General features: G+C 49.3%; 12 protein-coding genes. 5 read left to right on the top strand and 7 right to left on the bottom strand.

Going from position 1 to position 13,121, the window contains the following annotated elements; translation table 11 throughout:
• Positions 1-73: 73 nt before the first annotated feature.
• From SK36_RS11035 to SK36_RS11025, 3 genes are all read right to left on the bottom strand, one after another.
• A complete protein-coding gene (locus SK36_RS11035) occupies positions 74-1,183 on the bottom strand; it encodes an AI-2E family transporter (protein ID WP_048221531.1) in 1,110 nt (369 codons plus the stop codon).
• A 177-nt stretch (positions 1,184-1,360) separates the two neighbouring features.
• A complete protein-coding gene (locus SK36_RS11030; protein WP_048222703.1) occupies positions 1,361-2,422 on the bottom strand; it encodes an FUSC family protein in 1,062 nt (353 codons plus the stop codon).
• Positions 2,423-2,931: 509 nt separating this feature from the next.
• A complete protein-coding gene (locus SK36_RS11025; protein WP_048221530.1) occupies positions 2,932-3,222 on the bottom strand; it encodes a Bor family protein in 291 nt (96 codons plus the stop codon).
• A gap of 295 nt (positions 3,223-3,517) precedes the next feature.
• Between SK36_RS11025 and SK36_RS11020 the strand changes: the two genes are divergently transcribed.
• Entirely contained in the window at positions 3,518-4,216 is a 699-nt protein-coding gene (locus tag SK36_RS11020) for an RluA family pseudouridine synthase (protein WP_048221529.1), read from the top strand.
• A gap of 42 nt (positions 4,217-4,258) precedes the next feature.
• Here SK36_RS11020 and mdtK read toward each other — a convergent pair whose 3' ends face one another.
• Positions 4,259-5,632 carry an MdtK family multidrug efflux MATE transporter gene (gene mdtK, locus SK36_RS11015; protein ID WP_045442423.1) on the bottom strand — a complete coding sequence of 458 codons (1,374 nt, stop codon included), beginning with the start codon at positions 5,630-5,632 and terminating at the stop codon, positions 4,259-4,261.
• Positions 5,633-5,967: 335 nt separating this feature from the next.
• Between mdtK and SK36_RS11010 the strand changes: the two genes are divergently transcribed.
• Complete coding sequence (locus tag SK36_RS11010; RefSeq protein WP_048221528.1) at positions 5,968-6,615, top strand: riboflavin synthase; 648 nt, start codon at positions 5,968-5,970, stop codon at positions 6,613-6,615.
• A 42-nt stretch (positions 6,616-6,657) separates the two neighbouring features.
• Here the strand turns inward: SK36_RS11010 and cfa are convergent, their stop codons facing one another.
• Both cfa and punC read right to left on the bottom strand, forming a co-directional pair.
• A complete protein-coding gene (gene cfa / locus SK36_RS11005) occupies positions 6,658-7,806 on the bottom strand; it encodes a cyclopropane fatty acyl phospholipid synthase (RefSeq protein WP_048221527.1) in 1,149 nt (382 codons plus the stop codon).
• A 285-nt stretch (positions 7,807-8,091) separates the two neighbouring features.
• Entirely contained in the window at positions 8,092-9,297 is a 1,206-nt protein-coding gene (gene punC / locus SK36_RS11000) for a purine nucleoside transporter PunC (RefSeq protein WP_048221526.1), read from the bottom strand.
• A 112-nt stretch (positions 9,298-9,409) separates the two neighbouring features.
• Between punC and punR the strand changes: the two genes are divergently transcribed.
• Complete coding sequence (punR, locus tag SK36_RS10995; RefSeq protein WP_045442431.1) at positions 9,410-10,333, top strand: DNA-binding transcriptional activator PunR; 924 nt, start codon at positions 9,410-9,412, stop codon at positions 10,331-10,333.
• Positions 10,334-10,338: 5 nt separating this feature from the next.
• Here punR and purR read toward each other — a convergent pair whose 3' ends face one another.
• Positions 10,339-11,364, bottom strand: a complete 1,026-nt coding sequence (gene purR, locus SK36_RS10990) for an HTH-type transcriptional repressor PurR (protein ID WP_003832757.1) — start codon at positions 11,362-11,364, stop codon at positions 10,339-10,341.
• Positions 11,365-11,661: 297 nt separating this feature from the next.
• On the opposite strand from purR, the gene cydH reads away from it, so the two are divergent.
• Positions 11,662-11,751 (top strand): cytochrome bd-I accessory subunit CydH, encoded by a 90-nt coding sequence (cydH, locus tag SK36_RS24685; protein ID WP_072036634.1) that lies wholly within the window; start codon positions 11,662-11,664, stop codon positions 11,749-11,751.
• A 177-nt stretch (positions 11,752-11,928) separates the two neighbouring features.
• On the top strand, positions 11,929-13,098 hold the full coding sequence (locus SK36_RS10985; RefSeq protein ID WP_048221525.1) for an MFS transporter: 1,170 nt from the start codon (positions 11,929-11,931) through the stop codon (positions 13,096-13,098).
• Positions 13,099-13,121 lie beyond the last annotated feature (23 nt).

The raw sequence follows: 13,121 nt of genomic DNA, 5'->3' as shown, positions 1-13,121 counted from the left end.
ATTATAGGAAACGTATGATTTTGCGTGATAATAAAAAGGCGACCATTGGCCGCCTTTTGTTATCGTCACACCATTACAAATCTGGAGGATTTTTTCCTTCTTCCATAAACGCTTCGTCGATTCCTTCGGCATTTCCTTCGTGGTCACGACCGGAGAACAGGTTCCAGCTGGCAAGGAACAGCGCAGCAATCAGAGGGCCGATAACAAAACCGTTGATTCCGTAGATCTCCATCCCGCCGAGTGTGGAAATCAGAATCAGGTAGTCAGGCATTTTAGTGTCTTTACCCACCAGTAGCGGGCGCAGGATATTGTCCACCAGACCGACAATAATCACGAAAAATCCGACGATAAACAGTCCCTGCCAAATTTGCTGTGTGGCGAAGAGGAAAATGGCTGCTGGCACCCAGACAATCGCTGAACCAACCGCGGGAACCAGTGAAAGAAACGCCATCAGCGCGCCCCACAGAATGCTACCGTCAATGTCGACTATCGCAAAAGCAATACCCCCCAGCGTACCCTGAACAACGGCAACCACCGCAGTGCCTTTTACCGTCGCCCGCGTAACGCCGACGAATTTGGCGAACAGATGCTGTTTGGCAAAATCTGAGAGTGGTAACGAATCCAGAATCTGTCGAACCAGATACGGCCCATCCTTCAGCAAGAAAAACAGTAAATACAGCATAATGCCAAAACTGATGGCAAAGCCGAAGGTCCCCTTACCGATCAGGAACGCGCTACCAGCGAGGTACTGCCCGCCCTGTAACGCAATGTCAGAGAGTTTTTTCTGGATCTGCGTGACATTATCGAGATTGTGTTCCGCGAGGAACGTTCTGGCCCAGTCCGGAATGTACGACAGGATCGAGCTAACCACTTCCGGGAACTGCGTATTGTTCTGTTGCAGCTTGGTGTAAACCACATTCAGTTCAATCGCCAGCGATGACAGGATCACCATCAGAGGGATAAAGACAATCAGACAGATAATACCGATGGTAATCAGCGATGCCAGCCCGTTGCGATCCCCCAGTGCGCTGCGAAGTTTATTTTTCACCGGGTTAAAGATTGTGGTTAATATTGCGGCCCACAGAATCGCGGAAAAGTAGGGGGACAGCACGTCGAAGAACGCCCATGTGACGAGGGCAAGAATGAAAATGAAGAAACCTTTGGTCAGTCCGTTAAATCGCATTAGTGAATCCTGTAACTGAGAAGCAGCCTCGACTATAGAACCGTTCAGCAAATTTACCAACTTTCACTGCGAATACCCGCTAATTTGTGGGGGGATAGGACGTGTGCCAACAGCTATATTATTTCTCGGTCATTTTCCCGGTGAAGAAACTAAATTCATCATTATTGATATATTCAGTCATTTCTCTGTAAGCGCTCTGTTGATTAAAGAAGACAATGTCTCAAGCTGAACAGTGAGTTGTATACTTAACCAGACGTATCCGTGAACCGCGCTTTCCATGACTTCATCACTTTCACAAGAAAGTAAAAGGTCATGTAATTCTTGAGTGATTTCATTCAGACGTTCACTGTTTGAGGCTATTGGTGAGGGGTTTCCTTTATGCAGGGCATGAGCTAGTGCTCTGAGCGTGTGTTGAGTCATTTCCTGCATATCGGAAAGAGCATGGGAGTTTAGAATCAAAAAGCGACTTCTGCGTGAGGCCCAGTGAGCGTTGAGCTGAAATTTTTGTGCGGCAACCATATCACGGGTTATTGACTGAATTTCTTCAAGCAGTTTTATCGGTATCCGGGTTTCATTATTTACTGGCGTGATCAGATTGCGCATTTTGACGACTTTATTCAATGCCCGGGTTTGCAGACTGGTCATTCTGGGAGGATAAAGCACGTTACGCGAGACGCCCGCAGTATTGATTTTTAAATAATCAGATAAAAAATCGGCCAGCTGAATACGCCAGTTAATGAATGCCCTTTGGGGAAGTATGCTGGTAAACAGCATCGCCAGAATACAGCCTAAAATGATATTGGTACTACGCCATAGCGCTGTTTGTATATCTCCGGCAGGAGCACTGCTAACTACTGCCAGCGTTATCCCTACCAGTAAGGCTGCATATGGACGTTTGCTGATAGCCAAAAAACCACAAAAGAAAGCAGCGCAGCCGCACCACAACAGCATTAAGGGTAGAGAATAGACTTCAATGTGTAGTGCGATGATCCCCAGAATCGCTCCCGTTACGGTACCCGCCATGCGTTCAAACGCTCTGGGAATTACGTTGCCCATGTAGCTGACAGGCCCCATAACGACGATAAGTGTAATAAGGGGCCACGAATGATCGGGTAACTTCATCATTCTTATAAGTAAAAAAGTCAAAACAAATGCCACAGCAATGCGTATTCCATGAACCACACGATAGTTGCGGTAAATCTTTAACTCGAGTGAACTAATGGGTCTGTCTCGTTGCACTGAAAAGAATGATTTCGTCATTTCATGTGAGCTTATAAGCGAAGATCATACGCTAAAGAGTATTCATATTTGTTCTGGTTTTTTTACCAGGGAACTGTATACAGATTTGAACTGCATTCATTTTTATATAATGCAGGCAATCAATTGACAATATGTATTAACGAAATGCCAGTATGTAAATGACCAGTGCAATTGCGAGGAATACCCAATATTGCGAGTGATAATGGAAATATTTTTGCATTGAAAGCCTCCTTCTGAGTTGGTCCTTAAGTAATGACAGAACTAAATGTCAACATCAAATATAAAATGGCGATACTCAAATTCTAAATCATTACATAATGTTTCAACTATGAACTGAATGAGAGTAACGAACAAAATAGTTTGTCAACATTGTAATTCTGTTATCAGAAGATCTGGCATTAAACCGCGGGTTAACAAAAGGAGTAAGCTATAGCGGCACCGAACTGCAAAAGTGCAGCAGGCATTCCAGGAATGCCTGCTGACAGGGATCATTTGGAGCAATAGACTCTGGCTTCTTTAGGGGTATAGATACCAATAGTGATGATTCGTAAGAAAACATCCATACCTGATTCCTGTACTTCGGTACGAATAACTTTATCAGCACCGCCACAAACCCGCGCTGCATTAATGGTTTGCGACTGTCCAATACCGTTAACAAAAAAGGTTTGTCTGGTTTCTTGAGTTGGTTTCTCAGAAATTCCATGATTTATTTCAAAGGTTTGTTGTGCGCAGCCTGATAATGCTGTAGCGACAACCATTGCCGTCATTAACTTTTTCATTTTTACCATTTCATCGTAAGGGAAAGGAGTCGCATATTCTTATTTATTGCAATGGACTCATATCCGACCAGTTACTAATTTTATGTTTATAATAAACTCGTTTAGTCATTGTTTATTTATAGGGGGTGGCGTGTATTTTTGAATTTTGCGCATCAGCGTGGAATAGTAAGCCATAGCGTTTAGTCTCCGGTTAAAGTCTATATTAATATTTTGCTAACCATTAAATTTAACCTGGATTCGCCAGCAGGCTTAAAATTCGTTATGATCCACACCCACACTCCATCCGGGCAGCCTGATGTCTACTATTTTCGATACCTTTATTGCCCCGCCGTGCCATGATGAGATAGAGACGCTCTATCAGGATGAACACCTGGTGCTTATCAACAAACCCGCCGGGTTACTCAGCCTTTCCGGGAAAAATCCGCAAAATCTCGATTCAGTGCATCACCGGCTGGTACAGATTTTTCCCGGCTGCACTTTGGTCCACCGTCTTGACTTCGGAACATCCGGGCTAATGGTCATTGCGCGGAATAAAGCTATCAACGCCGCACTTTGTCAGCAATTCAGCCAGCGAACGGTGACTAAAATGTATAGCGCCTTACTCTGCGGGCATCTGGATCATGACGAAGGGGTAATCGATGCGGCGATAGCCAAAGATCCAGCACTGTTTCCGCTGATGACGATTTGCCCTGTGAACGGCAAGCCTGCGCGCTCGCATTACCGGGTTGTCGAGCGCTTTTATCACGAAGTGGAGCAAGGGACGTTATTGCCATTGACGCGGGTGCAGCTCAGCCCGGAGACCGGACGCACACATCAGTTGCGCATTCATTGCCAGCAGTTGGGGCATCCTATTTTAGGTTGTGATCTGTATGGTGGTCGCTTGTTGCCCGGTACTGAACGAACGCCCCGGCTGATGCTACATGCCAGTGAATTGAATTTTGTGCATCCCATTAGCGCAAAGTTGATCAATGCCCGTAATGCCAGTCCATTCTGAAACTGGTAAAAAAATAGCCACCAGGCGGTGGCTATTTGCGTGTTATCGGGCGGCGCGTTGCAAAATAATGGATGACGGCTGGCGTTGCAGATAGCGCATCCGCAGCATCATCAACACTGCAGCGGAGGTCAGGCCAATAATAAAGCCTATCCAGAAGCCTGCAGGCCCCATGCGATCGACAACCAGATCGGTCAGCGCAAGAATATATCCACTCGGTAAACCCAGCAGCCAGTATGCCGTCAGGGTAATAAAGAAAATAGAACGTGTATCTTTATAACCACGTAAGACCCCGCTGCCGATGACCTGGATAGAGTCTGAGATTTGATATACGGCGGCCAGTAACATCAACTGGGCGGCCAGCGTCACGACTTCAGGGTTATTGTTGTAAAGCAGGGCAATTTGCTCACGCAATGTGACGGTGAAGATTGCGGTTATCATCGCCATGCAAACGCCGACCCCTAAGCCTGTTCTGGCGGCGGTTTGCGCATCCAGCGTAGAGCCCTGGCCCAGACGATAACCGACGCGGATCGTAACGGCGGCAGCCAGCGACATCGGCAGTACGAACATTAACGAGCTAAAGTTCAGTGCGATTTGGTGTCCGGCGACATCAACAATTCCCAGTGGGGAAACCAACAGTGCGACTACGGCAAACAGTGTGACTTCAAAAAATAACGCCAGCGCAATGGGTAAACCCAACTGGACCAGACGTTTCATTACTGCGGTGTCTGGTTTCTGGAAGCCACGCACATTACGGATATCTCGCATTGATCGTGCATGTTTGACATAAGAGAGCATGGCGATAAACATCACCCAGTACACTGCCGCCGTCGCTACGCCGCAGCCAACGCCGCCGAGTTCCGGCATACCCAAATGTCCATAGATGAAAACATAGTTAACCGGAATGTTCACCAGCAGGCCGAGAAACCCCATTACCATCGCCGGTTTGGTTTTGGCCAGCCCCTCGCACTGGTTACGGGCAACCTGGAAGAACAGATACCCCGGTGCTCCCCACAACAGCGCACGCAGGTAACCGACTGCTTTATCTGCCAGCGCCGGATCGATGTTATGCATGGAACGGATAATGTATCCCGCGTTCCACAGCACCACCATAATCAAAATGGATACGCTGCCCGCAAGCCAGAATCCCTGGCGTATCTGATGGGCAATGCGATCGCGGCGACCAGAGCCATTGAGCTGCGCAATCACTGGCGTTAATGCCAGCAGCAGTCCATGACCAAACAAAATGGCCGGTAGCCAGATGGAGGTCCCGATGGCAACGGCCGCCATGTCCGTCGCGCTGTAACCTCCAGCCATGACGGTATCGACGAATCCCATTGCGGTTTGGGCGATTTGCGCAAGAATCACCGGAATTGCCAGAGCTAATAACTGACGCGCTTCTATTACATACTTTTGCACGTTTACACCTTATTACTCTTCATACTCCAGGCTGCAGGTTTGTTGGTTGCGTTCGTTTGCCCCGGTCACACAGCGGTTTATGTCCCGGACCTTACTCACCGCTTCCCTGCAACTCGAATTATTTTGAGTATCTATTGTTGTTATTTAAGAGACAAAAAAGCCGCCTTAAATGGCAGCAAGGAGAAAATGCTGAGGAAATTGCAGTCTATTGTAGCGAGGAATGCATAATTCTCCAGTGAAAAAACAGGTGGGGGCGGTGCATTGCTGGCAACCTGTTTTTTCACCTGCTATTGTGCTCAGCAGAGATGTCTTAATTGAGTTCAGGAGTTACAGGTATGTTTACGGGTATTGTGCAGGGCACCGCAAAACTGGTGTCTATTGATGAGAAACCAAATTTTCGCACGCATGTAGTGGAGTTACCTGAATACATGCTGGAGGCGCTGGAGACCGGCGCATCGGTTGCACATAACGGTTGCTGTCTGACAGTGACTGAAATTAATGGCAGCCGCATCAGCTTTGACCTGATGAAAGAAACACTACGTATTACCAACCTTGGCGATCTGCGGGTAGGTGACCTGGTAAACGTCGAACGTGCAGCAAAATTCAGCGATGAGATTGGCGGACATTTGATGTCGGGTCATATTATGACCACCGCGGAGGTGTCAAAAATTCTGACCTCCGAGAATAATCGGCAGATATGGTTCAAGGTCCAGGATACGTCGCTGATGAAATACATCCTGTATAAAGGATTTATCGGTATTGATGGTATCAGCCTGACGGTAGGCGAAGTGACGCCGACGCGCTTCTGCGTGCATCTGATCCCGGAAACGCTGGAGCGTACTACGCTTGGCAAGAAAAAGCTTGGCGCGCGGGTAAACATTGAAATCGATCCACAAACACAGGCTGTTGTTGATACCGTTGAGCGCGTACTGGCCGCGCGAGAAGGTGCGATCAGCAACATCACCGGTGAGGCTGGGGCCTGAGTCATGATGAAAAGCCCCCGTCGCGAACGGGGGCCGAAAGAACTAGCGGGGAACGCGCAGGCCGTGTTCCACACCGCGAGAGAAAACCACCTGCCAAAGCTGAATATCACGTGCGCGAAACGCACCGGCACAGGCGTTGAGGTAATAACTGAACATGCGTTTAAAACGCTCAGTATAATTATCGGCAATCTCCGGCCAGCTCTCCATGAAACGCTCATGCCAGGCCATCAACGTGGTATCGTAATCCGCACCAAAATTGTGCCAGTCCTCCATCACAAAATGTGACTCGCTGGCGTTGGCAATCTGGCGTACCGATGGTAAACAACCATTCGGGAAGATGTATTTGTTGATCCATGGGTCAACGTTATTGTCAGTTTTCTTAGAACCGATACTGTGCAGCAAAAACAGACCATCTGGCTTTAAATTGCGATCAACCACGTCAAAGTAGGTGTTGTAGTTTTTTGGCCCCACATGCTCAAACATACCGACGGAGACAATGCGGTCAAAGCGGTCGTTCAGGTCGCGGTAGTCCTGGAGTAAAATAGTAACGTCCAACCCTTCACAGCGCGCCTGCGCCAGTTTCTGTTGTTCCGCTGAAATCGTCACGCCCACCACACTCACGCCGTATTGTGCTGCCATAAACTGGGACAGGCCTCCCCAGCCGCAACCAATATCGAGCACGCGCATTCCTGGTTTCAACTGCAGTTTCTCACTAATCATTCTGAGCTTCGCCTGCTGGGCAGCTTCCAGGGTGTCGGCATCTTTCCAGTAGGCGCAGGAATACTGCATATAGGGGTCGAGCATGCGGGTAAAGAGATCGTTGCCAAGATCGTAGTGCTCTTTGCCGACAACCCACGCGCGCTTTTTAGTCTGTAGATTAAACAGACGCGCCGTTGCGATACGGAGAGTATCTTTGAAATGGCGGGGGAGTTGGCTTTCCAGATCTGCGCGTAAGACTTTGGTAAAAAACATATCCAGACGATCGCATTCCCACCAACCATCCATATAGCTTTCACCTAAACCCAGCGACCCTTCCTGCAGGACACGTTTGAAAAAAACGGGGTTTTTAACGCGAATATCCGCCGGCGCAGAACCATTAATCGTAATGCCCGCACGGCTTAGTAATTCATTGGTGATTCGGTACCAGTTATCATCCGGTACGCTGACGTCTTCTATACACGATGAACTCATAGCTTCTCCATCACTGGTCGGTGATCAGAACCTTAAAACAGCGTAGACGCTTTTTGGGTCTTGTGAGAAATTTCACGGAATTAATCCGTAATCTATTATCCGACGTAGAACAGAGGAAGGGAGAACCCCTTGCCGAAAAGACCATCCGTGGAAAAACGGGAACAACCTTGTTCCCGTTAACACAGAATAATTATCGTAATTTTAACAACTGGAAATCAGTATAGGCCTGAATATTTGGTGATTCAACCGAAAATTGTTAGCCAGCTAATTAAGTTATGACGGTTATTAATGTGACTCACCATGTGCAATCTGAGAGCCCTCATTCGCCAGGGAATCATTCTCTTTTTGCGACTGCATTTTATATCCAAGCGCAGCCAGGAACACCGTTGACAGCATTACGCTGGTGGTTGTGAGCAACGGAGTACTGATTAACCACGACACCACAAGGCTTGCCAGGAAGCATAAACCCAGTTGTAGCGTGTTCTGCATCGCCGCTGCGCGTCCTGTTGCCTGCGGGAAAGGACGTAGTGCCTGAGCGACGACAATCGGATAGATCGCGCCGTTCGCTATCGCCATGACGCAGAATGGGATCAAGATTTCGGCCAGTGCAACGTGGTGAATAAAACCGGTTGCCCATGTGGCAATAACGCTGATTGCATACAGGATCAGTAACCATGGCAGCAACTGGCTACCCTGCCATTTTTGCAGTGCGGCGCGGCAACCGTACCCGCCGATCAGGAAGGCGATAGTTTGTGGAACATAGCTCAGTCCAATTACTGCCGGGCTATAGCCCATCTCGCTCAGGATAAACGGTGAGCCGGTCAGCCATGCGAAAAAGCTCGCAGAACATGCCGCATAAATCAGTACATTTCCACGGTATGTTTTAGAACGCAGTAGCGTCGCGAACGTCAACGCGTCCTGACTATCGTCACGCGCATTTGCTGTCGGTTTTAACCGCAGGGCAGGCAACATCAGGATCAAGGTAATCGCAAACAGGGTGGCAAAAATGGCCTGCCAGGAAAAATGTACCAGGATCCAGCTACCTAATAAGGGCGCGAGAGCAGGTGATAAGCCGACCAGCGGCATAATGGTGGCAAAGATACGGTTAACTTTTTGCGAGGGATAGTAATCGGTAACCAGCGCCTGCCAGATTACTGATGCGGCACAAACGCCGACGGCCTGGACGAAGCGCAGCACCAGCAAGCCGGTGGCGTTTTCAACCCATAGCATCCCCAGACTACCCAGGGCGAAGATGGATAATCCCAGCAATAAAATTGGCTTACGACCATAGCGGTCGGAGAGCGGCCCCCACAGAAGCTGCGCAACGGCAAAACCGGCTAAGAACAAACTAAGGCTGGCGCTGACGGCAGACGCAGGGGTTTGCAGATCGGACTGAATAGCAGCAAAGGCGGGCAAATACATATCCGTTGCCAGAAAGCCGAGCACGCTAAGACCGGCCAGCCAGACTAAAAACCCTTTTCCAGGTTGCATCATCATTTCTCTTTTTAAGCAGTAAAACAGTGTCGCAGAGTGTAGTGAGTGAAATTCTCGCTGTGAAACGCTAATATTTGTTTACTGATTTCAAAATTTTTGTAGGCAGACTATGTGGTCGGAATATTCACTTGAAGTCGTTGATGCTGTTGCGCGTAACGGCAGCTTTAGTTCGGCTGCGCAGGAGTTGCACCGTGTACCTTCGGCGGTAAGCTACACCGTTCGTCAACTGGAGGAGTGGCTTGCAGTTCCGCTTTTTGAGCGACGTCATCGGGATGTTGAACTAACACCCGCAGGGGCGTGGTTTTTAAAAGAAGGTCGGTCTGTTATCAAAAAAATGCAGATCACTCGCCAGCAATGTCAGCAAATCGCCAACGGCTGGCGAGGGCAGCTCGCGATTGCAGTCGATAATATTGTGCGACCGGAACGCACCCGGCAGATGATTGTGGATTTCTATCGTCACTTCGATGATGTGGAACTGCTGGTTTTTCAGGAAGTGTTTAACGGTGTCTGGGATGCGCTATCGGATGGTCGCGTCGAACTGGCGATCGGTGCAACGCAGGCGATTCCGGTGGGGGGACGTTACACGTTTCGTGATATGGGAATGCTGAGCTGGAGTTGCGTGGTGGCGAGCCATCACCCGCTGGCTTCGATTCCCGGGCCATTAAGCGATGACACGTTGCGCAACTGGCCGTCGTTGGTTCGTGAAGATACTTCGCGCACGCTACCGAAACGAATCACATGGCTGCTGGATAACCAAAAACGTGTCGTGGTACCGGACTGGGAATCCTCTGCTACCTGTTTATCGGCTGGGCTATGTGTGGGCATGGTGCCAACACATTTTGCTAAACCGTGGATCGATAGCGGTAAGTGGGTTGCTTTGCAGCTGGAAAACCCTTTTCCTGATGCCGCATGTTGTCTGACCTGGCAGCAAAATGATACGTCGCCAGCACTGCTCTGGTTGCTGGACTACCTGGGAGATAGCGAAACGCTGAATAAAGAGTGGCTACGGGAGCCGGAACAGGCTCCCGTATAACAGGTTTAACGACGGTAATCGCGGAATGGGCCGTCGGCAACGGAGCGACGCTCCACCAGTCGAGGATGGACCTCAATAGATTGCGACTCTTCGCGCTTGTTTACGATACGGTCTAACAGCATATTGAAGGCAGTCTCACCTAACGAATCTTTCGGCTGGTGAATCGTGGTCAACGCTGGCGTGAAGAAGCGGGCGTTGCGCACGTTGTCATAACCGATCAACGACACATCCTGCGGTACACGCAAACCCATCTCGTCAGCGGCGCAAAGAGCACCCATCGCCATAATATCGCCACCGCAGAAGACGGCCGTCGGACGATGCGACTGGGAGAGGATTTGCTGCATGGCGCGATATCCGGATTCTGGTTCAAAATCGCCCTGTACGATCCAGTTTTCAGGTACTTTAATCAGCGCTTCTTCCATCGCTTTCATAAATCCTGCCAGGCGTCCGGCGCCGGTGTTGCGCTCCATAGGGCCTGGGATCACGCCAATCTCGCGGTGGCCGCGTTCTACCAGATATCGACCCGCCATATAACCGCCTTCGAAAGCGTTATCAATGACCGTGTCGGTAAAGTCGGCTTTCGCTTCGCCCCAGTCCATGACGACCATCGGAATATGGCGATACTCTTCGAGCATGGAAAGCAGTGATTCCGGATACTCAGAGCACATTACCAGTAAGCCATCGACGCGCTTTTGCGCCATCATTGAGAGATATGCCTGCTGCTTTTCGAGGCTATTCCATGCGTTACCCAGAATCAGCGTGTAGCCTTTCTGGAAACAATTTTTCTCAACGGCTTCGATAATTTCCGCGAAATAGGCGGCTTCGCTGCTGGTCGCCAACAAGCCGATCGACTTGGTGTGATTTACCTTCAGGCTGCGCGCAACTGCGCTGGGAGAGTAGTGCAACTCTTTAATGGCTGCCCAGACAGCATTACGCGTTTCTTCCGCGACAAAGCGCGTCTTGTTAATTACATGTGATACGGTTGTAGTGGAAACGTTTGCTCGCTTCGCTACATCTTTAATTGTTGCCATTACATCTCACTCCAGACCATATCCTAAGCTCCTGAGAATACTCCAGGTAAACGTTTGCCTTTACACACCCTTAACGCAACGTCAGGGTTGCGGCACGCCGGGAAAACGACACGGAACGTCAGGAAGGGGTCAATGGCCGGTACGCTAATCAAGTAAGCGTGGAATTTTGTCTGATCTTAACGAAAAGGGGAAGAGTTAAAAGCATTTATCAATATAAATCGTGAGAGATTTTTGCGTTCAAGTATGCAAAAATGCGCAATATCACTTTTTGTGTGGGAATAAAAAGGAGAAAACTTGATGAGCACCGATCTGAAATTTTCGTTAGTCACCACCATTATTGTTCTGGGCCTGATTGTAGCAAGTGGTTTGACCGCAGCACTGCATTGATTTACTCCGAGGGAGAGCAATCTCCCTCATCCCTTCAGCACGTTTTTCCCGTTCTATTATTTGCGAATTTGCAAAAGTCTTTTGCAAATTTGTTAACTTTATTATTTTTGCGATCAATGTCATGCTTTTGACTCTTATTACGTGTCGTGCCACGGCTCGACGTTATGGAGTCGAAGTATGAAAATAAATTATCCGTTACTGGCACTGGCGATTGGTGCGTTCGGTATTGGCACGACCGAATTTTCTCCTATGGGATTATTACCCGTCATTGCCCGGGGTGTGGATGTCTCGATTCCTGCTGCCGGAATGTTAATCAGCGCATATGCGGTTGGCGTGATGGTGGGTGCTCCGTTGATGACATTGTTGCTTTCTCATCGTGCGCGCCGTAATGCGCTTATTTTTCTGATGGTGATATTTACACTGGGTAATGTGCTTTCGGCAATTGCACCGGATTACACGACTCTCATGCTGTCACGTATTTTGACCAGTCTTAATCACGGCGCTTTTTTTGGCCTTGGTTCTGTTGTGGCGGCGAGCGTGGTGCCAAAACACAAGCAGGCCAGCGCGGTTGCTACCATGTTTATGGGCCTAACGATCGCCAATATTGGCGGTGTCCCTGCGGCAACCTGGCTGGGCGAGACCATCGGCTGGCGAATGTCATTCTTGGCGACTGCGGGTCTGGGCGTGATTGCGATGATCAGTCTGTTCTTCTCGTTACCTAAAGGCGGGGCAGGAGAGCGTCCTGAAGTGCGTAAAGAACTTGCGGTGCTGATGCGTCCGCAGGTTGTCTCGGCGCTACTGACCACCGTATTGGGGGCTGGTGCGATGTTTACGCTTTATACCTATATCTCACCCGTGCTGCACAGTATTACCCATGCCACACCAGCATTTGTCACCGGGATGTTGGTGTTAATTGGCGTTGGTTTCTCTATTGGTAATTATCTTGGTGGTCGGCTGGCAGACAAGTCGGTCAACGGCACGCTGAAAGGCTTTTTATTACTGCTGATGGTCATTATGCTGGCAATTCCATTTCTGGCGCGTAATGAGCTGGGAGCGGCTATCAGTATGGTGGTCTGGGGCGCGGCGACGTTTGCGGTAGTCCCGCCTTTGCAGATGCGCGTGATGCGCGTTGCCAGCGAAGCGCCAGGATTATCTTCATCGGTTAATATTGGGGCATTTAATCTGGGCAATGCCCTCGGGGCTGCGGCTGGTGGCGCAGTGATATCCGGTGGGTTAGGTTATAGCTTTGTGCCGGTGATGGGGGCGATTGTGGCGGGGCTGGCTTTGCTGCTGGTCTTCATCTCAGCGAAAAAACAGCCTCAGGAAGCGTGCCCGACTGCAAATTGACACTAAAACGCAGAAGGGGATCC

This window comes from Citrobacter sp. MGH106 (assembly GCF_001037495.1).
Lineage (GTDB): Bacteria > Pseudomonadota > Gammaproteobacteria > Enterobacterales > Enterobacteriaceae > Citrobacter > Citrobacter murliniae.
This window is presented reverse-complemented; position numbering and strand designations above follow the sequence as displayed.

What these genes read in the sequence shown, in the direction of transcription:
- SK36_RS11035 (WP_048221531.1), bottom strand. Translation starts at nt 1,183, where the DNA reads ATGCGATTTAACGGACTGACCAAAGGTTTCTTCATTTTCATTCTTGCC.
- SK36_RS11025 (WP_048221530.1), bottom strand. Translation starts at nt 3,222, where the DNA reads ATGAAAAAGTTAATGACGGCAATGGTTGTCGCTACAGCATTATCAGGC.
- SK36_RS11020 (WP_048221529.1), top strand. Translation starts at nt 3,518, where the DNA reads ATGTCTACTATTTTCGATACCTTTATTGCCCCGCCGTGCCATGATGAG.
- SK36_RS11010 (WP_048221528.1), top strand. Translation starts at nt 5,968, where the DNA reads ATGTTTACGGGTATTGTGCAGGGCACCGCAAAACTGGTGTCTATTGAT.
- cfa (WP_048221527.1), bottom strand. Translation starts at nt 7,806, where the DNA reads ATGAGTTCATCGTGTATAGAAGACGTCAGCGTACCGGATGATAACTGG.
- punC (WP_048221526.1), bottom strand. Translation starts at nt 9,297, where the DNA reads ATGCAACCTGGAAAAGGGTTTTTAGTCTGGCTGGCCGGTCTTAGCGTG.
- punR (WP_045442431.1), top strand. Translation starts at nt 9,410, where the DNA reads ATGTGGTCGGAATATTCACTTGAAGTCGTTGATGCTGTTGCGCGTAAC.
- purR (WP_003832757.1), bottom strand. Translation starts at nt 11,364, where the DNA reads ATGGCAACAATTAAAGATGTAGCGAAGCGAGCAAACGTTTCCACTACA.
- cydH (WP_072036634.1), top strand. Translation starts at nt 11,662, where the DNA reads ATGAGCACCGATCTGAAATTTTCGTTAGTCACCACCATTATTGTTCTG.
- SK36_RS10985 (WP_048221525.1), top strand. Translation starts at nt 11,929, where the DNA reads ATGAAAATAAATTATCCGTTACTGGCACTGGCGATTGGTGCGTTCGGT.